The sequence below is a fragment of the Streptomyces sp. NPDC048211 genome (assembly GCF_043202315.1).
GTDB lineage: Bacteria > Actinomycetota > Actinomycetes > Streptomycetales > Streptomycetaceae > Streptomyces.
In genome coordinates this window covers 39659-60113 of record NZ_JBIDAD010000024.1, presented here as the reverse complement: position 1 = coordinate 60113, position 20455 = coordinate 39659, and the positions used below count along the sequence as shown (strand labels likewise).

General features: G+C 69.0%; 14 protein-coding genes and 1 pseudogene. 12 read left to right on the top strand and 3 right to left on the bottom strand.

The window, feature by feature from the left end:
- Positions 1-936: 936 nt before the first annotated feature.
- Entirely contained in the window at positions 937-2433 is a 1497-nt protein-coding gene (locus tag ACGFZA_RS40230) for a cryptochrome/photolyase family protein (RefSeq protein WP_393685837.1), read from the bottom strand.
- A 713-nt stretch (positions 2434-3146) separates the two neighbouring features.
- Between ACGFZA_RS40230 and ACGFZA_RS40225 the strand changes: the two genes are divergently transcribed.
- The 8 genes from ACGFZA_RS40225 (at position 3147) to ACGFZA_RS40190 (ending at position 13449) form a co-directional block, all read left to right on the top strand.
- The gene (locus ACGFZA_RS40225) at positions 3147-5684 is read left to right on the top strand and encodes a Pls/PosA family non-ribosomal peptide synthetase (RefSeq protein ID WP_393685835.1); all 2538 of its coding nucleotides are present in this window, start codon (positions 3147-3149) and stop codon (positions 5682-5684) included.
- Complete coding sequence (locus ACGFZA_RS40220) at positions 5681-8194, top strand: amino acid adenylation domain-containing protein (RefSeq protein WP_393685833.1); 2514 nt, start codon at positions 5681-5683, stop codon at positions 8192-8194. The genes ACGFZA_RS40225 and ACGFZA_RS40220 overlap by 4 nt, the downstream gene beginning before the upstream one ends.
- Entirely contained in the window at positions 8191-9189 is a 999-nt protein-coding gene (locus tag ACGFZA_RS40215) for a TauD/TfdA family dioxygenase (protein ID WP_393685831.1), read from the top strand. The genes ACGFZA_RS40220 and ACGFZA_RS40215 overlap by 4 nt, the downstream gene beginning before the upstream one ends.
- A 5-nt stretch (positions 9190-9194) precedes the next feature.
- Positions 9195-10259 (top strand): 2,3-diaminopropionate biosynthesis protein SbnB, encoded by a 1065-nt coding sequence (gene sbnB, locus ACGFZA_RS40210; RefSeq protein WP_385281330.1) that lies wholly within the window; start codon positions 9195-9197, stop codon positions 10257-10259.
- A gap of 55 nt (positions 10260-10314) precedes the next feature.
- Positions 10315-11307, top strand: a complete 993-nt coding sequence (gene sbnA / locus ACGFZA_RS40205; protein ID WP_393685829.1) for a 2,3-diaminopropionate biosynthesis protein SbnA — start codon at positions 10315-10317, stop codon at positions 11305-11307.
- Positions 11308-11398: 91 nt separating this feature from the next.
- Positions 11399-11989: an ECF RNA polymerase sigma factor SigK gene (sigK, locus tag ACGFZA_RS40200; protein WP_385281335.1), complete on the top strand. Its 591-nt coding sequence runs from the start codon at positions 11399-11401 to the stop codon at positions 11987-11989.
- 5 nt (positions 11990-11994) lie between these two features.
- Entirely contained in the window at positions 11995-12792 is a 798-nt protein-coding gene (locus ACGFZA_RS40195) for an anti-sigma factor domain-containing protein (RefSeq protein WP_393685827.1), read from the top strand.
- Between the two features lie 231 nt (positions 12793-13023).
- The gene (locus tag ACGFZA_RS40190) at positions 13024-13449 is read left to right on the top strand and encodes an ATP-binding protein (protein ID WP_385281341.1); all 426 of its coding nucleotides are present in this window, start codon (positions 13024-13026) and stop codon (positions 13447-13449) included.
- A 245-nt stretch (positions 13450-13694) separates the two neighbouring features.
- Here ACGFZA_RS40190 and ACGFZA_RS40185 read toward each other — a convergent pair whose 3' ends face one another.
- Complete coding sequence (locus ACGFZA_RS40185; protein ID WP_393685825.1) at positions 13695-16241, bottom strand: helix-turn-helix domain-containing protein; 2547 nt, start codon at positions 16239-16241, stop codon at positions 13695-13697.
- Between the two features lie 181 nt (positions 16242-16422).
- Between ACGFZA_RS40185 and ACGFZA_RS40180 the strand changes: the two genes are divergently transcribed.
- From ACGFZA_RS40180 to ACGFZA_RS40165, 4 genes and pseudogenes are all read left to right on the top strand, one after another.
- Positions 16423-17481 (top strand): alpha/beta hydrolase, encoded by a 1059-nt coding sequence (locus ACGFZA_RS40180; RefSeq protein ID WP_393685823.1) that lies wholly within the window; start codon positions 16423-16425, stop codon positions 17479-17481.
- A gap of 90 nt (positions 17482-17571) precedes the next feature.
- A complete protein-coding gene (locus ACGFZA_RS40175; RefSeq protein WP_393685821.1) occupies positions 17572-18732 on the top strand; it encodes a serine hydrolase domain-containing protein in 1161 nt (386 codons plus the stop codon).
- Between the two features lie 290 nt (positions 18733-19022).
- Positions 19023-19247 carry a hypothetical protein gene (locus ACGFZA_RS40170; protein ID WP_385278163.1) on the top strand — a complete coding sequence of 75 codons (225 nt, stop codon included), beginning with the start codon at positions 19023-19025 and terminating at the stop codon, positions 19245-19247.
- Positions 19248-19390: 143 nt separating this feature from the next.
- Positions 19391-19513, top strand: a pseudogene (locus ACGFZA_RS40165) (helix-turn-helix domain-containing protein); the annotation flags it as partial.
- Positions 19514-19583: 70 nt separating this feature from the next.
- Here the strand turns inward: ACGFZA_RS40165 and ACGFZA_RS40160 are convergent.
- Complete coding sequence (locus ACGFZA_RS40160) at positions 19584-20399, bottom strand: SAM-dependent methyltransferase (RefSeq protein ID WP_393685841.1); 816 nt, start codon at positions 20397-20399, stop codon at positions 19584-19586.
- Positions 20400-20455 lie beyond the last annotated feature (56 nt).

Here is a 20455-nt window from a genome sequence, read left to right as displayed (position 1 = left end):
CATTTGGTCGCTTTCATTTAAACCCCCCCCCGCCCCCCAACAACAACGCGCGGGGGGGGGTTTTTTGGGGGGGGGGGGGGGGGGGGGGCCCCCGGGGGGGCCCCCCCCCCCCCCCCGCCGCAACACATCGTGTCCAGTACCTTGCGGGGCCAGCGTGCAAGCGACCGCGGGCCATGCGCGTGGAGAGGAAGGGAAAGGGAGCGAACGGACCGATGGGGCATCTTCGTCGGCGAGTGGGCACCCACCTTCTTCGCCTCGGGCCTGTCACTGGCGGAGTACGAGGAGTCGCAGCACGCGAACAGACGACCGTCGCGCACTGCCCGCCTCTTGCTGCCTATGAGTGAGGTAGTGACGTGCGCTGCGGGGCGGCCTGAAGGCGTCACATGGGCAGCGACCCCGCACAGCACCTCTCCCGCACCGGGCGGCGGCACTGCGACCTCAGCAGCGGCGGCGCGCCTCAGACCCGAACGATCGGGGGTTGTATGCGGACGAAGGCGCTTCGGCCGCGGCCGCCGCACCCCAAGTGGCGGAGGCCGGTTCGGCTCTGACACCTCAGGACATCGAGCTCGTCATTGACGCACTCTTTGGCACGGTGGAGCAGCCCGGGATCATCGCCCAGGGCCTGAGGAGCGGAAGAGACCATGGCACTACTGGGCTTCGGCGCATTTCAAGCCGACGGCAAGTCGCAGGACGTCCCTGCGGGCGGGGCAGGCGCTGAACGAGTACGTCAACGGCGCAGCCGGCTGACGTCAACGCGTCGGCGCGGCGCCAAGGACACTTCGTACCGATCTGTACTGCGGGGTCCCGGCGGCTGTCTGCGGCGTCTCTGCCGACGCCCCCACGTCCGATCGGCCGGGATCCCCGGTTCGCGGGGCCGCTTTCACGACGGCGGCGAACGCTTCGCCGGTCAGGCAGGCGGGTGGCGGCATACGGCGCTCACGGCGGCTCGTCGCCCCGCGCGTCCTCCTGTCGGCGTACGTCGTCAAGGTCCGCGAGCCGGTCAAGCTGCCGCACCGGCTGGGCGATGCGATGGTTGCCGGCCAGCAGGTCGCGGTGGCGATCGAGGAAGTACCAGTAGCCGGCGGTGTACGGGCAGGCGTGCTCACCGGTGCGCTCGCCCGGCCGGTAGTCGCAGGGACCGCACAGGTCGCTCATGCGGTTCATGTAGGCGCCGCCCGAGGTGTAGGGCTTGGTGGTCATCCGGCCGCCGTCGGCGTACTGGGACATGCCGATGACGTTGGGGAGCATCACCCAGTCGTAGCCGTCGACGAAAGAGCGGTGGAACCAGTCGGTGACGGCGGCGGGGTCCCAGCCGCGCTGGAGTGCGTAGCTTCCTAGGACCATCAACCGGGGGATGTGGTGCGTCCATCCCGTGTCCCGTACCTGGGCCAGGACGGTCCGCAGACAGTTGGCCCGGACAGCATCCGAGTCGAGGTTGTTCCACCAGTCCGGCAGCGGGTCGGTGTGCCGGAGTGTGTTGGAGCGTCGATAATCGTCGCCGAAGTACCAGTACAGCTGCCACACGTACTCGCGCCAGCCGGCAATCTGCCGCACGAAGCCCTCCACGCTGTTCAGCGGCGCCCGGCCCTCGCGCCATGCCTTTTCCGCCTCGTCGATGCACTCGGCCGGGTTAAGCAGGCCGAGGTTCAGGGACGAGGAGAGCAGACTGTGGCTCATGACGGGGTCGTCGCCCAGCATGGCGTCCTCGTACGGTCCGAACGTGGCGAGGCGGTGCTCGACGAAGCGGTGCAGAGCCCGCCGGGCCTCCGCACGAGTCGCGGGGAACAGCCGCGGTCCGTCCCGGCCGACGAAGCTGACGTCCCCGTCGCGCTCCCAGCGGTCGAGATCGTGACGCACCTCCTCGTCGGTCTCGTCCTCACGGGGCCGATAGGGCCGGGCGACTGGGAGGGTGCGGGCATCGCGGGGCGGCGGCTCCCGGTTGTCGTGGTCGAGGTTCCACCGTCCTCCCGCCGGACCGTCGCCGTCCATCAGCAGGCCGAGTCCCCGACGTACCCAGTGGTAGAAGGCCTCCTGCCGCAGGTGCTTGCCATGGTGTCCGTCCGCCCAGGCGGCGAAGTCCCCCGGCGGTACGAGAAACCCGCGCGCGGGACCCACCGTCACGTGTGGGAGGGACTCGACCAGCCGCAGGGCGGCATGCGACGTGGGGTGGTGGACGTTGACCGGCCGTCCCCGTGTCGCCCGGTCCAGCCCCTGCCGGTAGGTGTCGGCACGTACGTACGTGACGCGGTCGCCGAGTTCTGCCGCGCGGTGGCGCATCGCGGACAGCACGAGGTGGGCCTTGGCCCGGTGGAAGCGCCGCCGCCGGAAGACAGAGCGTGCCTCGATCATGAGGAGAGGGGTTTCATGAGCAGGGCCCGCTTCCCCGGAGGTCAGGAAGTGGGGCCCGAGCTGATCGCCGAAAAGCCAGTGCAAGGGAATATCTTCCCGGTCGAGTCCGAAAGGGATGTTGCACGACGGTATCGCCCCCAGCGGGAAAACCGCGGCAGCGCCGTACACCGGTCGGCATCCGGGCTGCTCCCCTCAGCTTCATGAATCCGGTTCTGTCTGAGCAGAACGATCTGACGCGGTAAGGGAAATACCTATTCCGTGGGCGGATATCACCGGGCTGCCGTGATGCGCAACGAAGGATCCTTTGCCGGCGGTGGAATGGATGCGCGTCGAGTCTGCGCGGGCCGGTTTTTGGGACCGGCGCGGAAGCGGAGCACCACTTTTCACCTTCGAGGAGGGACCAGGAGACACGCCACGATGAGTGGCCCCTTGACATCGCATCACGATGCCATGTCAGGCATACCTTGCGAGAGAACGTCGGCGCACCCCTGACAGCACAGTGGAAGCAACGTCCGACGGGAGCATGGCGCGAAGGGAAAACGCGCGACGGAAACGCAGCGAAGGCGGGCCTGACGGCAGAAATAGCCGAGACACCTCGCACACCAAATGGGATGCGCACATCACTGAACGTCGCTCACATGCCCCGTGCAGCGGAGCCTCATGAAGGTGCCGGGATTTCTTTTTCCGGAGGGGCAAACTTTCCCTCTGCCTGCCTCGAACACTGGGTAGAGAGCGCCCACGTGCGGCTCACAGGGAGCCGGGATCGGCGTGTGCGCAGCCTTCCGAGGGAGCCACCGATGACCGGAACACAGGTCAGCGTCCCGTCCACGCCGACTGACGACTTCCCCGACCCCCTCCTCGCCGAGCAGGCCGCCGGCGCTGCGGCCGTGCTCGCCGCGGTTCTGGCCGACGTCATGCGTCGGGACGATGTCTCGGTCGACAGCGACTTCTTCCGGGACCTGGGTGCCGACTCGCTGGTGATGGCTCATTTCTGCGCGCGAGTGAGGAAGCGCTCCGACCTGCCGCAGATCTCCATGCGGGACGTCTACGCACACAGCACGGTCCGGGAGCTGGCCCTCGCGCTGACGCCCACCGGTCCCCCAGCAGCAGGTCCGCCTTCCCCGCGTCGCTCTCCGTCCACCGCGGCAACGGCTGCTCCCTCGCGCCGCTCGGGGTACGTCGTGTGCGGCGCGGTGCAACTGCTCTCCTTCCTCCTCTACTCGTGCCTCGTCGCGTTCGGCGGTGTCCGGGGCTACACGTGGATCTCCGCCGGTTCCGGCGGTCTCGATGTGTATCTTCGCTCGGTCGTCTTCGGTGGTGTGACGTTCGTGGGGCTGTGCGCCGTGCCGGTCCTGGTCAAGTGGGTGCTCATAGGACGCTGGAAGCCTCGTCGGATCCGTATCTGGAGTTCCGCGTACTTCCGGCTCTGGATCGTCAGGACGCTCGTCCGCTCGAACCCGCTGGTCCTCTTCGTCGGGTCGCCGCTCTACACGCTCTACCTCAGGGCGCTGGGCGCACGCATCGGGACGGGCGTCGCTGTCTTCTCACGCCATGTGCCGCTCTGTACCGACCTGCTGTCCCTCGGTGACTTCTCGGTCATCCGCAAGGACTGCTACTTCACCGGCTACCGCGCCCGCGGCGGCATCATCGAGACCGGACCCGTGACGCTCGGGAAGGACGCGCTCGTCGCCGAGGCCTCGGTGCTCGACATCGGGACGTCGCTCGGCGACGGCGCCCGGCTGGCGCATGCGTCCGCTCTCCACAGCGGGCAGGCGATACCGGCGGGGGAGCACTGGCACGGCTCACCGGCCCGGCGCGCCGACGGGGAGTATCCGGTGGTGGAAGGAGCGTCCTGCGGTGCTCTGCGCAGGTCGCTCCACAGCGTCTCGCAGTTGCTGATCGCGCTGCTTGTCTATCTGCCGCTGGCTGTAGGCGGCATGGGGTTGCTGCTCACCGAGGCTCCGCAACTGTCCGCAGTGCTGGAACCGGGGCCCTCGGTCCTGACCACGTGGGTCTTCTACCGGGATGCCGCGTTCATTTCCTTCGCGCTGCTCTTCGTGGTTCTGCCGCTCGGCTTTCTCGTACTCGCCCTGCTGCCCCGGCTGCTCGCGCGCACGCTCGTGCCTGACCGGGTCTATCCCCTGTACGGCTTCCACTACGGAGTGCACCGGGCGATCACTCTGCTGACGAACCGGCCCTTCCTGACGCGGCTGTTCGGCGACAGTTCCGCTGTGGTCGCTTACCTGCGTCTCCTCGGGTATGACCTCTCCCGCGTGGAGCAGACGGGATCCAACTTCGGAACCGAGGTGAAACACGAGACGCCGTACCTGACTGCGGTCGGAACAGGGACGATGGTCGCCGACGGACTTTCGGTCAACAACGCGGAGTACTCCGCCACGTCCTTCCGCGTCTCTCGCACCGCGATCGGAGCGCGCAACTTCCTGGGCAACAGGATCGCTTACCCCTCCCGTGGGCGGACGGGAGACAACTGTCTCCTGGCGACCAAGGTCATGGTCCCTGTGGACGGACGGATCCGGGAGGACGTCGGGCTGCTGGGCTCGCCGAGTTTCGAGATACCGCGGTCGGTCCGGCGGGACGACGAAGTCGGCCTCAAGCGGTACGGTGGCGGACTCACCGCACACCTGGCCGCCAAGAACCGGCACAACGCGGCCACCATGGGACTGTATCTGCTGGTCAGGTGGGGTTACGCGCTCCTGGTCACCCTGGTCGTCTCGGCCTCCGCAGAGCTGTACACATCGGCCGGTGCCATAGCCGTCGCACTGAGCAACGTACTGGTCCTGCTCATCAGCACCGCCTACTTCATCCTCGTGGAACGAGCGGTCACGTCCTCCCGCCCACCTGGCCCGCTCTTCTGCTCGATCTACGACCTCCGCTTCTGGCGCCGTGAGCGCTTCTGGAAGGTGCCGTCCGAACTATTCCTCAAGGCCTTCGACGGGACCCCCTTCAAGGGGCTGATCTGGCGGTCGCTCGGTGTGCGCATCGGGCGCCAGGTCTTCGACGACGGCTGCTACCTCACGGAACGCACGATGGTCACGATCGGGGACGGCTGCACGCTCAACACCGGAAGTGTCGTCCAATGCCACTCGCAGGAGGACGGAGCCTTCAAGTCGGACCGCTCCCGGGTCGGTGCAGGCTCCACCCTCGGAGTCGGAGCCTTCGTGCACTACGGCGTCACGATCGGCGACGGAGCGGTACTCGCGCCCGACTCCTTCCTCATGAAGGGGGAATCAGTGCCCGCGAACGCCCTGTGGGGCGGGAATCCAGCGCACCAGATCGCCCGGGACACGGCCCGGGGCGAGGAGGCGACCCGATGAACACCGCAACTCCCACCGGTTCGGCCTGCCGGCACGATGTGCTCGCCGCAGAAGGCGCCACGTCACCGGCACGCTGGACGTGCGACCCGGTGCCCGGCACCTCGGTGGTCGAGGCAGCTGTCCCGGAAACGCTCGTCACCGCACTCGACCGGCTGACGAGGTCCATGGGCGTCAGCCCGACCGCTCCGGCTCTGGCCGCTCACGCCAGGGTGCTGGCCTCGTTGACCGGGGACACCACCGTCACCACCGGATATCTGACAGCCGCAGCCGACGGTGCCCTTCCGTGCCGGCTGAGCACCAGCTGTCGCTCTTGGCGTTCGCTGGTCCTCCACGCCGACCGTAAGCAGTCGGAACTGCTGGCCGACGTGAACGTCCCGGGTGACGCTGCGGACGATGAGCCGGTTCTCCCCGCCACCGACCGCGCGGTGACCTTCGATCCGACCGGCGGCAGCAAGCCGGTTCGGGAGGCCGCCCTGCAGCTGGAAGTCATCCGCCACGCGACCGGCGGCGTACTCCGGCTGCGGTACGCGACCGAGCTCTTCGACGAGGCATCCGCCACCAGAATCGCCGGCTACCACCTCACCGCGCTGAGGCTGATCGCGTCCGATCCCGACGCATCGCACGAAGGGCAGAGCCTGCTCTCGCCCGAGGAGCTCGGCCACCAGATCGACGGACTCGCCGGACCGCTGCGTCCCCTCCCCGACCTTCGCTTCCACGAACTCTTCGCCAAGCGGGCGCACACCGACCCGGACAAGGTCGCGGCCGTCCACGGTGACAGGCGCTTGACCTACGGGGAACTCGACCGCAGCGCCAACCGGCTGGCACACGCGCTGCTGGACTCGGGGCTCGGCCGGCAGCAGGTCGTCGCCGTGGTGACCGAACGGAACCTGGACTGGCTGGTCGCGGTCCTCGCGGTGCTGAAGGCCGGCGGCGTCTACCTGCCCATCGAGCCGCGTTTCCCCGCCGCCCGTATCGCCGCCATGCTCACACGCGCGCACTGTGGCCTGGTCCTCACCGAACCCGGCAGCACGACCACCCTCGACCGCGCCGTGCACACGCTGCCAGGGGTGCGGACCTCATGCATCGTCACGCTCCGCGAGAAGAACCACGACGAGTCCGACCCCGGTGTACGGGTCGGCCCCGACGATCTCGCGTACGTCATCTTCACCTCCGGTTCCACGGGCGAGCCCAAGGGCGCGATGGTGGAGCACGCGGGGATGCTCAATCACCTCTTCGCGAAGATCGAGGACCTGGGAATCGGGGAGGGCCATGTGGTCGCCCAGACCGCACCCCAGTGCTTCGACATCTCGGTGTGGCAGCTCCTGGCGGCCCTGCCGGTAGGGGGTTGCACGCTGCTGGTCGGCCAGGACGCGGTCCTGGACGTACCCCGTTTCGTCGACGCACTGGACGAGGGCCGGGCAGGAGTTCTGCAGGTGGTTCCGACCTACCTGGACGCTGTCCTGACCTTCCTGGAACGGCACCCTCGCGCGCTTCCCCACCTGCGCTGTGTATCGGTCACGGGCGAAGCCCTCAAGAAGGGACTCGTCCAGCGCTGGTTCGGCGCCTTCCCCGGAAAGCCACTGGTCAACGCCTACGGGCTCACCGAAACCTCCGACGACACCAATCACTCGGTACTGAACCGGGTGCCGGAGACGGACACCGTGCCGATCGGCCGTCCGGTCAACAACGTACGCGTCTATGTCCTCGACGACCATCTCTCCCCGGTGCCCCTGGGCGCCCCGGGAGCTATCGCCTTCGCCGGGCTCTGTGTCGGCCGGGGGTACATCAACGACCCGGACCGGACCCGGGCGGCCTTCATGCCCGATCCGTTCCATCCGGGCGAGCGGCTCCATCTGGGAGGGGACTACGGGCGCTGGCTGCCCGACGGGCAACTGGAGTTCCTCGGCCGCAGGGACTCACAGGTCAAGATCCGGGGGTTCCGGATCGAGACAGGTGAGATCGAGAACGCTCTGCTCCGCGAACCCGGCGTGCGCGACAGCGCCGTGGTGGTCGCCGAAAGGGCAGGGCGGGAACGACAGCTGACCGCCTTTTACAGCGGTGAACGCCCGCTGCGCGCCGAAGCCCTGAGGGACCGGCTCGCCACCGGCCTGCCGGCGTACATGATTCCGTCGGCCTTCCACTGGCTGGCGGCTCTGCCGCTGACCGCCAACGGAAAGACGGACCGCGCCGAACTCACCTCACTTGCCGAAGGGTTGGCGCACACGGCAGGTCCGCAAGGTCCCGACGACCTGCCCCGAACGTCCACCGAACGGCGTGTGGCGTCGCTCTGGGCCGAGGCGCTCGATGTCCCGGCGGCCGGTGTGGGCAGGCGGGACAACTTCTTCGACCGCGGAGGAACCTCGCTCTCGGCAGTCGCAGTGGCGATCGCGCTGGACCGGGCGGTCTCGCTCAAGGACCTCGTGCGTCATCCCGTGCTCACCGACCTGGCCGCACTCCTCGACGCACGCTCCATCCATGAAACCACTACAACCTCCAGGAGCTCACGATGACTTCCACGGAGAGGACCGTCTCACCGCTCGCTCCGGAACAGGGACCGGGCATGCCCGCGACGATGCGAGCGCCGACGTTCGACGACCCCGCCCGCTGGGCGGCAGAAGCCCGGGACGAGCTGCACACGGCGCTCAGAGCACACGGTGCTGTCCTGGTGCGCGGTCTGGACCTGCGCACCCCCGGCGACGTCGCCGCCGTCCTGGGGCAACTGGGCGTCGAACCGGTCGTCGAGAAGGAGGCCTTCGCCCCCAGGCAGTGTCACTCCCCCGGTGTCCACTCGTCCTCCGCCTGGCCACCGAACCAACCCATGTGCATGCACCACGAGCTGAGCTACACCCTCGGGTTCCCCCATGTGCTGCTCTTCGCCTGTCTCTCGGAGCCCATCACGGGCGGGACCATCGGCCTCGCCGACGCGGCGGACGTGCTCCGCACCCTGCCCCGCACGCTCACGGACCGGTTCGAACGCGAGGGCTGGCTCCTGACCCGCAGCTACAACGGCGAGATCGGAGCAACGGTGGCCGAGGCGTTCGGCACCGACGAGCGTGACGAGGTGGAGCGCTACTGCGACGCCCACGCCATCGCGTACGCCTGGCAGCCCGACGGAGTACTGCGCACCGAGCAGCGGCGCAGCGCGGTGGTCCGGCACCCCGCCGACGGGCGGCGGTGCTGGTTCAATCAAATCGCGTTCCTGAACGAGTGGACGCTCGCTCCGGAGGTGCGCGAGTACCTCGTCGACGAGTACGGGCCCGCCGGTCTCCCGTTCAACACGCGCTACGGCGACGGCGGGGCGATCGGGGAGGACGTCGTCCAGATCATCAACTCGGCGTACGCGCAGCGCACCGTGAGACCGCCGTGGCAGGCCGGTGACCTGCTCCTCATCGACAACATCCGGACCGCACACAGCAGGGACGCCTACGAGGGGCCGCGCGACGTCGTCGTCGCCATGGCCGCACCGGACGGGCCGGACACCTGCTCACCGACGATCGAGGTGTGACCGCCATGAACACGTACCGAAGCGCTTCTGTATCCGCCGACGAGGACGTCACCGTGCCGTCGTTCGCGGTGATCCCCGGCGGCCAGGTCCGGCACGCCCTTGAGGGACGTGAGAAGCAGATCGTGGAGGTGGTCGAGGCCGCCTACCGGCTGCACGCCGACGGCCGGACGGTGAACCCGCCCTCGTCGTTCCTCCGCTTCCCGGACCGGGCGGCGTGCCGGATGATCGCGCTGCCCGCTTCCCTGGGCGGCGAGACGCCGGTGGACGGGCTGAAGTGGATCTCCAGCTTTCCCGCGAACGTGAGGTCCGGGGTTCCCCGCGCCTCGGCCGTGCTGATCCTCAACGACCCCCGCACGGGCTATCCGTTCGCCTGCCTGGAGAGTTCCATCATCAGTGCCACGAGAACGGCCGCGTCCGCGGTCTCGGCGGCCTGCGGCCTCAGCCGCGACCGTCCACGGGCCACGCGGGTCGGGTTCTTCGGGACCGGTCTGATCGCCCGGTACATCCACACGTTCCTCGAAGGCACGGGATGGTCGTTCGACGCCATCGGGCTCTACGACGTGTCGGCGCAGAGCGCGGCAGGTTTCCGGCTGTACATGGAGCAGTCCGGCGCCTCGGCACCCGTCACCGTGCACCGTTCTCCGGAGGAGCTCATCCGTACCAGCGATCTCGTGGTCTTCGCGACCGTCGCCGGCGAACCCCATGTCAAGGATCCGGGGTGGTTCGACCACAACCCCGTGGTGCTGCACGTGTCGCTGCGCGATCTCGCCCCCGAGATCCTGCTGGCCTCCACCAACATCGTGGACGACGTGGAGCACTGCCTCCGGGCGGGCACCTCCCCCCATCTGACCGAGCAGCTCACCGGCAGCCGGGACTTCGTGCACGGCACGCTGGACGACGTGACGGCCGGGCGGGTGACCGTGCCGCGGAACCGGCCGGCGGTCTTTTCGCCGTTCGGTCTCGGGGTGCTCGATCTGGCGGTCGGCGGCTTCGTCTACGACCGGGTCGCACGCGCCGGAGAGCTCCGGACCGTCGACGGCTTCTTCCACGAACGAAGCCGCTACGGATGAACGGCCCGGCCGCCCCACCACAGGACGCAGGACGTATTCGTCAGAGGAGTTCACCGTGTCGGTCATCACTGTTCCCCAGGCCTTCGACGAAGCAGAGCTCTATGTGGACATCGAGCGGATCTTCGGACAGGCGTTGCTCCTCAAGTGCGAGGGCTTCAACTTCGCCGGCTCGATCAAACTCAAGGCCGCCGCCGAGATGGTGGCCTCGGCGGAGCGTGACGGCTCCCTGACAGCCGATTCCGTACTCATCGAGTCCTCTTCCGGCAACCTCGGCGTGGCCCTGAGCATGATCGCGGCAAGCAAGGGCTACCGGTTCGTCTGCGTGACGGACTCCCGGTGCAACCTGGCCACCCGGCTGATGATGGAGGCCCTCGGTGGCGAGGTTCATATCGTGGCCGGCCAGGAGGCCAACGGCGGCTTTCTCGCCGCCCGGCTGGATCATGTCCGGGGCCTGTGCGCCTCCGACGACCGCTACGTGTGGCTGAGCCAGTACTCCAACCCGGCCAACTGGAGAGCGCACTACCGGACGACAGCACCGGAGATCGCCCGATCGTTCCCCCGGCTGGACGTGCTGTTCGTGGGGGCCGGGACGACCGGAACCCTGATGGGCTGTGCACGGTACTTCAGTGCCTGGCATCGCCCCGTACGGATCGTGGCGGTCGACACCGTCGGCTCGATGGCGTTCGGAGGCGCCCCTGGCCGCCGGATGATCCCCGGGCTGGGCATGAGCATGCGGCCACCGCTTCTGGACGACTCGTACGTGGACGAGGTGGTCCGGGTCGAGGAGGCGGACACGATCCGCGCCTGCCGTCGACTGGCCAGGAGCGGGTTTCTCTTCGGGGGCTCCACCGGCACGGTCGTGAGCGGCGCGGTCGGCTGGCTGGCGCGCCACGAGGGGCAGGGTCTCACGTCGGTGGCCATCGCCCCCGACCTCGGCGAGCGCTATCTCGACACCGTGTACCAGGACAACTGGGTCGAGGAGCTGTTCGGCGCAGATCCGCTCGACACCGCACACCCGGCCCAGCATCATGCGCGTTCACCGCTTTGATGCACACGAATCGCCATCGGCGCCGGTGAGTGCTTGTATCGCCCAGGAATGATCCCTGTTCTCGGTGTCGACACGTCAGCGAGGTATCCAGGTGCAAGCCGCCGATGACGGAGGGAATGCCGGACAGCGTACCGACGAGGCTGATCTGGACCAGTTGCTGCTCTGGACCGCCGCGGGCGACCAGGAGGCTTTCGCCGGTGTGTACGACCGGACCGCCGCACCCGTGCTGGGCTTGGTCCACCGCATTCTGCGGGACCCGGCGCAGTCGGAGGAAGTGGTCCAGGACGTGCTGCTGGAGGTGTGGCGCACGTCCGGGCGTTTCGAGCCGGACCGCGGGAGCGCGATGACCTGGATCATGACCCTCGCGCACCACCGCGCTGTGGACCGTGTGCGGTCGTCGCAGGCCGGAGCGGACCGCGAGCGCAGGGCGGCGCTACTGGAATCCGATGCGCGGTTCGACCCGGTTGCCGAGCAGGTGGAGACCCATCTGGAGTGGCAGCGTGTGCGGCGGTGCATTCACCGGCTCACCGATCTCCAGCGCGAGACGGTCGCCCTCGCCTACTACGAAGGGCTCACGTACAAGGAAGTGGCGCACTCGCTGTCCGTGCCGCTGGGCACGGTCAAGACCCGCCTGCGGGACGGGCTGCTCCGGCTTCGCGCCTGCCTCGGAGGAAGGACGTGAACGTCATGGATCCACACGAGGCAAGCGGCGCCTATGCGCTGCATGCCCTTCCCGAAGACGAGCGCCTGGCATTCGAGCGGCATCTGAGGGGCTGCGCTTCCTGTCAAGCGGAGGTCGCCGGACTCCGCGCCACGGCCGCGCTGCTGGGACAGGCCACGGCGGTGACTCCGCCGCCCCACTGGCGAGAGGAGCTCCTCCGCAAGGTAGCCCTCACGCCGCAGGAGGCACCTGTCAGAACCCGGGAAACGGCACCGCCGCCACGCGCGCCCGCCGCCGCCCAGCCCGTGCCCGCCGCCTCGACGGCGGGCAGCAGGGCCCACGCCCCTTCGCGGCAGCCGCCCCGCGTCGTGCTGGCGGCCTGCGTGGCGGCAGTGCTCGCCTGCCTCGGCATCGCCACGTGGCAGTACCAGGAGGCCCAGGACGCCAGAACCACGGCGGAACAGGTCCACGAGCAGCAGGACGATGTCGCGCGCGTGCTCACGGCGCCCGACGTCAGACTCGAACATGAGGAGATGCGTGACGGCGGCACGGCCGCAGTCGCCTTCTCCCGCAGCGAGAACGCGGCCACGCTTGCCGTTTCCGGGCTACCGCCCCTCGCGGCGGACAAGACCTATGAGGCCTGGTTCATCGAGGACGGGAATCCCGTGCCGGCCGGGCTGCTGGGCAACAGCCCCATACCCGGGCTGACCTTGCTGGACGGGCCCGTCGACAATGCCACCGCGGTGGCGCTGTCCGTCGAACCCAGCGGCGGCTCCTCGCAGCCGAGCACCGAGCCTCTCGGCGCGGTCGATCTCCCCGTCTGAGGCGGGATGCGGGCTTCGCTGCCCCGCCCTGTCACGCGACGGAGAGACGTACTCCTCGCGCGCGTCTTCCGGTTCGATTTCGACACCACCCCAAACAATTCCGCAGGTGCCTACGAATCTCTTGTGCAAGGCCCCTCACGGCCTGAGGCCCGAACTTCGAGCCGGCCCGCCCCGGGCGCGGCTCGTGCCAACGGGCGGAACCTCGGGCCACCGCACTCTTCGGACACTGCCATGACCACCACAGTCACGCACCGCAGCACCGCGCCGGTCCGGCCGGGCACGCACACCATCCCCCTTGCGACCGGGCCGGGAGCCCCGTCGCAGGCCCGCCGGGCAGCATCCGCGTACCTCCACCGGACACAGCCCTCGCTGGACCCCGACCGGCATGACGACGTTCTGCTGGTCGTGTCCGAACTGGTCACCAACGCGGTCCGGTACACCCCCGGCCCACGCGCCCTCACCCTGACCACCACCGCGCACACTCTGGACATCGCGGTGACCGATACCTCGTGCGCGGAACCGGCCGCACGCGCCCCGGATCTGAGCTGCGGAACCGGAGGGATGGGCCTTCACATCATCGGTGACCTGGGGGCCCGGATATCGACCGAGTTCGTGCCCGGAGGAAAGTGCGTGCACGCCGCCTTCGATGACGCATGACGCCGCCCTGTGATCCCGCTCCGGTCGACAACCGTGCGCGGGATCACGCAGTGGGCGATGCCCCCTCGGATGACCGCGGTCAGGGCGTGTCCCGTTGGGGCACGCACGCCTGTAGCGGCCTCGGCAGCCGCGGCAGACCCAACGCGCTCCGGGCCCAGTCGGGGAGGGGAGCGACCACGTCGGGCTCTGATGGATGCGGGCGCGCGTTTCGGGCCCGGCGGGGCCGGCAGTTCGCTCCCGGACCCTCAACGGCCTTCCGACGACGCCCTCTCATCGGTTGCGCGGCGCCTCGGGCCCGGTTTCACGTGGCTGGTGACGCGGCCGGAGCGACCGTGGACGCGCGCGAGGTGTTGTTGCAGCCGGATGTGCCGGAACTGGTACACGGCACCGGCCTGCCGGAGCACCCCCCGGCGATAGGCGTCGTCCAGGAAGGCGGCGGTGTCCCACGGCAGCCTGCGCGTCAGCGGCAACCAGAACCGGGCCACCGTCAGCCACTGCCCCCACGCCGTGAGTGCGAGCACGTACGCCGCCGAGCCGCCCAGCCCGCCGACCGCCCCCAGCAGCAGAGCCGCGTCCAGCGGCCACAGCAGCGTCCAGGGCAGGACCTGCTGGAGCAGGCCGACGACGACATAACCGCAGACAGCGAGGCCGACAGTGACAGCGGCAGCCAGCACGAGGAACTGCCGGGTGGCGGTCGACCGGTTGACGGACAGCAGTCGCATCGGCGTGGCTGCGGCCGCGATGTCCACGGGCGCCTCGAACGCTGCGATGAGTCCGAAGGCCAAGCCGGCCGTCAGACCGAAGATCAGTCCCGCGGCCAGCGTGTCCTGTATCGCCGCTCTGATCAGATCCACGTGCGGGGAGGTTCCGGCCAACGCGCGAAACAGCGCGTTCGTCCAGGCATGTGCGACTCCCAGTACAGAGCCGCCCAGCAGCCCGACCCCGAAGCGCGTGAGGATCTCACGAACCGGTCTGTGCTCGACCCCGGGGGCCACGGCCGCCAGCCTGAGTCGTACCTGGGTCGGAACGGCCACGGCACGGCCCATCGCGGCCAGGGCATAGTGCACGAGACCGAAGACGACCGCAGAGCAGAGCCCGAACACCGTCACCTCGACCATCGCCGGCGCCTGCACGAAGCGCCTGTACCCGATGGAAACGGTGAAAAGTATGACAAGCCAGTTGGCCGCGAACATGCACAGCCCGCCGATCAGCGCGGTGTACAGGATGCGCATCGGCAGCCGTACGGACGAGCCGAACCGCCACCAGGCAAGGTCTCCATGCTCGTGGGCCCCGGTGGTCAGGCTGTGGGCGAGGTAGCCGAGCCAGCGTTCGGCCTGCTCAGGGTCGCGGTTGCGCTGTCCGGAGGCAGGGTCGGCCCGTTCGGGGGTGCGGTGCCGGTAGACCGTGGGCACGAAGTTCGCCAACAGATGTTCCTCAAGGTGGCGCCCGGTAGGAAAGCTCGCGGTGTCGAGTAGTTCGACCGGGTCGTTGCCGGGCACCTCGCTGTACATCGTCCGCGCCAGGGTGACCATCAGGGGCGTTCCCAGGACCTGTCCGAGCCGGCTGCTCGCCGGGGTGTCACGGCCCCGGAGTTCGTCCAGGACGTCACCCCACACGCCTGTGACTCCGCGGCTGCCCAGGGAGTCACCGAGGCGGTCGGTCCTGGGCAGGTACTCGGCCAGATCCTTGACGGTCAGGTCGACGAGTTCGACGCAGGCTGCCAGCACCAGAGGCGCGTGCACGTCGCGGACCGCTCGGGCGTACTCCTCCTGGCGGCTGGTCAGGACTACGGGGTGGGACGTGGCGTTGAGTGCTTCCAGCGCGGGGCCGCGCAGGGCTTCGGCGAGTTCGTCGAAACCGTCCAGGACGGGGAGAATCAGATCGGAGTCGACGAGTTCGGCGGCCAGCGTCGCACCCTCGGGAGTCGTACGGGCCAGATGCGGGTGGTCCCGTAGGAGATGGTCGACCAGCAGGTCCCGCGGCGTGATGGACAGCGGGTCCCAGGATCCGATGCTGAGAATGACCGGCACCCGGAGGGAGGGAGCCGGGGCCGCGAGCAGCTCAAGGACGAACTTGATGGCCAGGATGGACTTCCCCGAGCCGGCGCGACCGAGAATGACCAGTCGCTGCGACTCGATACTCCGATAGGTGTCGGCGACAGTCCGCAGGTCACCGTTCAGGTCCAGCTCCCGGGCAGGGACGCCCGGCTGCAGGCGCTGGACGTTCTCCGGACGGTCCATCAGGGCGGCAGGAGCGGGCTGGTATCGCACGGGCAGCGGAAACGGGTCGTGGACGCGACGGTGTTTTTCCTCCCGCTGCCAGCGTCGGCCGACCTCGCGGGCCAGTGAGGCCGCGGCGTCGACGAGCGGGCCGGCGGGCGACATGGCCGGCCCGGGGCCGGGAAGCGGCGCGGCGGGTACCGGGGGCCCCGGCTGAGCCACGGGCGGAACGGCGGGTGCCGGCTCCCCCGGCTGGCCGGTCGGTACCAGCTCCTCGGGCTGAGCAGCGGAGGCCGGCTCCCCCCGCGTACCGGCGGGTATCAGCACCTCGACCGGATCGGCGAGGGCCGGCTGCCCGTCCAGGGTCGCGGTCAGCCGTTGCCACTCCTCCGGCTTCACGTTCAGGACTTCCGCCACCCTCTGCAACGTCCTCAGCCGGTGCTCGGGGAGCCTGCCGTTCTCCAGCCGGCCGATCGTGCTCACGCTCACCTCGGCCAGCTCAGCCAGCTGCTCCTGGGTGAGGTGAGCGCGTTTGCGCAGCTGACGCATCCGCGTGCCTAACTCATTGGTCACTCCGGACTCCCACCTTCCATGGACACCGGTACCGCCCGAGCGTATCGAGACGACCGGTCACGGATGACCGGTCACAGATGACCTCCCCCTGACCTGCACATGCCCTGTTCTCCGAACCCGACGGCCCGCATCGTGGTCGTGCCGGCGGACCGCCGGTCACCTCACACAAGGGAGCACCGGTTTGAGACCTCCATCAGCCCGCCACCGTCGCCTCGTCGGCGTCCTGTTCGCGGCGGCACTGCTCCCGGCCGTGTCCTTGGGACCGGCCGCCTGGGCGGATGCCCCGGCCGCCCCCGGCGTCGACTTCACGGACGGCTTCGGCCTGAGTCAGGTCGCAGACGGCACCGACGTACGCTCCAGCACCGACTTCACGATCACCGTCACCACACCGAAGGTGGCCGGCCCGCACCGTATCCGGATCTTCTTGCCCAGCGGGTACGCCGACGACCCTGACCGGCGATGGCCCGTGACGTACTTCCTCCATGGGGGCGGCGGCAACGTGGACGATGCCGCCGCGGCCCCGGCCCTGCACTCCGACGCCATGATCACCGTGGTCCCCGACGGAGGTCTCAAGAGCTGGTACGCCGACTGGTACATGCAGAACACTGCCGTGGGGGCGGCCAACTGGGAGACCTTCCACCTCGAACAGGTTGTCCCCTACATCGACGCCAACGTGCGCACCCTCCCTGACCGCGAACACCGGGCCGTCACCGGGCTGTCCATGGGCGGATCCGGCGCACTCCACTACGCCCAGACCAGACCCGACCTCTTCGGCCACGCCTCCTCCCTCTCCGGCGGAATCGACTTCTCCATGGCCACGGTCCGCGCGGCCGTACTCGCCACGGAGCTCGACCTGCCCGGCGCCTGGTGCGCGCTCAGCACATCGAGCAGCCAGGGCTGCCCGACCTACGGACCGTACGTCGACAGCGACGCCGTCTTCGGCTCGCCGTATGCGGTCCTGGGCGCGGACCACCGCTGGAACGCCTACGACCCGGCCGCCCCGGCCAACCTGTCCAAGCTCAGGAACACCCAGGTCACCCTCTACACCGGGGACCGGGGGGTGATCGACGCCAACACCGCGACGGCCTCTCGCACGGTCAAGAACCGCTTGGACCAGCTCGGCATCCCCAGCGCCGGCTCGTCGACTACGGCAACGGCGCCTCCCTGTCCTCCCAGTGCGACGGCCGCCACACCTACGGGTGCTGGGGCCCGGCCTACGCGGACTACATCCCGCGCCTGAAGGCCGCCTTCGAAGCCGCCGCGAAGGAATGAGCCGGCAGGACCGGCACGAACCCGACCCATCGAGACCTCTCCGAGGAGTAGACACCGCATGACTACCCGAAACGGTACGAAAATGGCCTCCGTCATCGGCGCCGTGTGCGCGACGGTACTGACGTTGTCCAGCTCGGGGGCACACGCCGCCACCACCGAGTCCGACCACTCCGACACGCTCGCCGCGCTCAAGGCGTTCCAGGCGGCGGCGGGGCCCGGCGCTGCCGTCCACGCCGGTAACGGCAGCGAGTCCTGGACCCTGTCGGCGGGTACGGGAACCATCAACGCCAACCGGCCTATCAAGGCCGACGAACACATCCGTATCGGCAGTCAGACCAAGACCTTCACAGCGGTGGTGGTGCTGCAGCTGGCCGAGGAGGGCCGCGTCTCCCTGGACGCGCCGATCGATGACTACCTGCCCGGTGTCGTCACCGGCAACGGCTACGACGGCACCCGTATCACCGTGCGCCATCTGCTTCAGCACACCGGCGGTCTCGGCGCTTACTCCCCCTCCCCCGGGCTGAAGACGCCTCCGTCGAACCCGGACGGCACCTTCAGCCTGTCAACGCTGGTGCGGTACGCGCTGGACGCGTCGCCCCCGGTCTCAGCTCCCGGTGAAGGCTTCACCTACTCCAACACCGACTACTACATCCTCGGAATGCTCATCGAAAAGCTGACGGGACAGCCGGTGCACAAGGCCGTGACCGAACGCGTCATCGAACCGCTCGGTCTGCCCCACACCCTCTTCCCCGCACCCGGTGACCGCACCCTGCCCACGCCGGCCGTCAACGGCTACCACGGCGTCCGGGTGGGCTCCTTCTACCTGTGGGTGCCGGCGGTCTCGTACGACCCCTCGCTGTACAGCAGCGCGGGAGCCATGGTCTCCACGCTGGAGGACCTGAGCGACTTCTACCAGGCACTGAACACCGGAAAGGTCCTCTCCGCGAAGAGCGTTGCCGAGATGCGCACCGTCCGGCAGGTGAACACCGGCACGGGCTACGGCCTGGGCCTCCAGACGTACGAGCCCTCCTGCGGCGGTACGGCACGGGGACACTCCGGTGGTGTCCCGGGCTACCAGACCTTCACCCTGACCATGGACGACGGCCGCTACGTCTCCCTCGTCACCAACCTATTGGTACAGGTCGGCCAGCACCCGGATGCGCAGCTAGGGCAGCTGCTGGACGCGGCGCTGTGCGAGGACGCACCACAGCGCGACTGACGCCGACACACAGCGCCCCCGCGCGGTGTCTCCCCTCGCCACACCGTGGCACCACCGTCGGACGTGGCCGGTGTGCACGTCGCGTCGGCCCCGTCTCACGGGACGCGGCCGACGCGACGGGGGCACGCAACACCGGCCGCCCGTCCAGCACACGCGTTGCCGCGCACTCACGCCTCTGTCCCTTCCTTGCCTACGAGCCCGCCCTCCGGGCGGACTATTCGTACGCCGGCGGCTCTGTGTTCACGCCCTCCTCCCTCATCCTCTATGTCCAACGGCACCAAGGAGTTGACATGGCACACCGATACCGGTGCGGCGAATGCAGGTTCGCCACCCGGTGGGCCGCCGAATCCGAGGTCGGCGATCTCGCGGCGGCCCACTACGCCGAAAACCACCCCGGACTCGCACTCGGCGGCATCGTCGAGATCAACCAGAAGAACCCCAACTCCCTCGGGTGCCTGCCGATACTCGGGATCGCCTTCCTCCTGCTTGTGATCGTCGCCAGCTGCCAGCGGTAGGCCGCCAGCAGCCCGAGCGACCGGCGTCGGGAAGGGTCGCACCTCCCCGTACGAGGCCGCCGCATGCCGCGGACATGCATCTGGGCGGCCTGGGCCGCACATCGGGGCCGGCCGGCAACGCTTCTGCGGTCACTCAGTCGTAAGGCTGGTCACGGGCTGGTCTGCGGGCCCGGATCGTGCTCGCGGCAGCGGACGGGCTCGCCAACGGCGCCATCGCCCGGGAGCTGGAGATCAGTGTGAACACGGTGCGCAAGTGGCGGGGACGGAGGACGGTCACGCCTTCGCGGGAGTCGGCCCCCACAGCCCCAACCGTCGGTCGGCGACGCCTCTCACGCCTCAGGCAGTTCCGTGCTTGAAGCCCAGGCCGCCACGGAAACCCATGTCGTCGGGCCCCTCGGACACCGATGCGTCCGGGCGCCAGCGGTCGACGGTCACTACGCCCGGTTCCAGCAGTTCCAGTCCCGTGAACAATTCCTCGATCTGCTTTTGCGTGCGCAGCACCACGGGCTTGGAGACTTTGTTTTGCCGGTAGAAGGCCGATGCCTCCGCTGCCCGGACGGGATCTGCGTCACCGCAGGCATGGGACAACGCGACATACGAGCCGGCCGGAAGAGCGTCCACGAGAACCCGCAGCACGCCCGCAGGGTCCTCGTCCTCGTCAAGGAAGTGCAGGATCGCGGCCAGGACCAGGCCCACCGGACGTGTCATGTCGAGTGTCTCGGTCACCTCAGGCGATTCCAGTACTGCGCGCGGGTCACGCAGGTCGGCTTGCAGGTAGGTCGATCGGCCCTCGGGTGATACCGGGGTGAGCAGCGCCTCGGCGTGCCGCAGCACCACGGGGTCGTTGTCCACGTAGACGATCCGAGCCGACGGCGCCATGCCTTGAGCGATCTCGTGCAGGTTGGGCCGGGTGGGGATGCCGGTGCCGATGTCCAGGAACTGTGTGACACCGCCCTCTTTCACCATATGCCGTACGGCGCGCGCCATCCATGCCCGGTTCTGCTGCGCGCTGCGCTGGATTTCCGGCCAGCGCTGGGCGATGCCTTCCGCGACGGCTTGGTCCACCGGGTAGTTGTCCTTGCCACCGAGGAGGCTGTCGTAGACCCGCGCCGGGTGCGGCTTTCCCTGTTCGAATGACCCGTTCGGGAACACACGATCTCCTTCACGCGATGGCACGTTCGGTTCACACAACAACGCTCTTTCCAGAG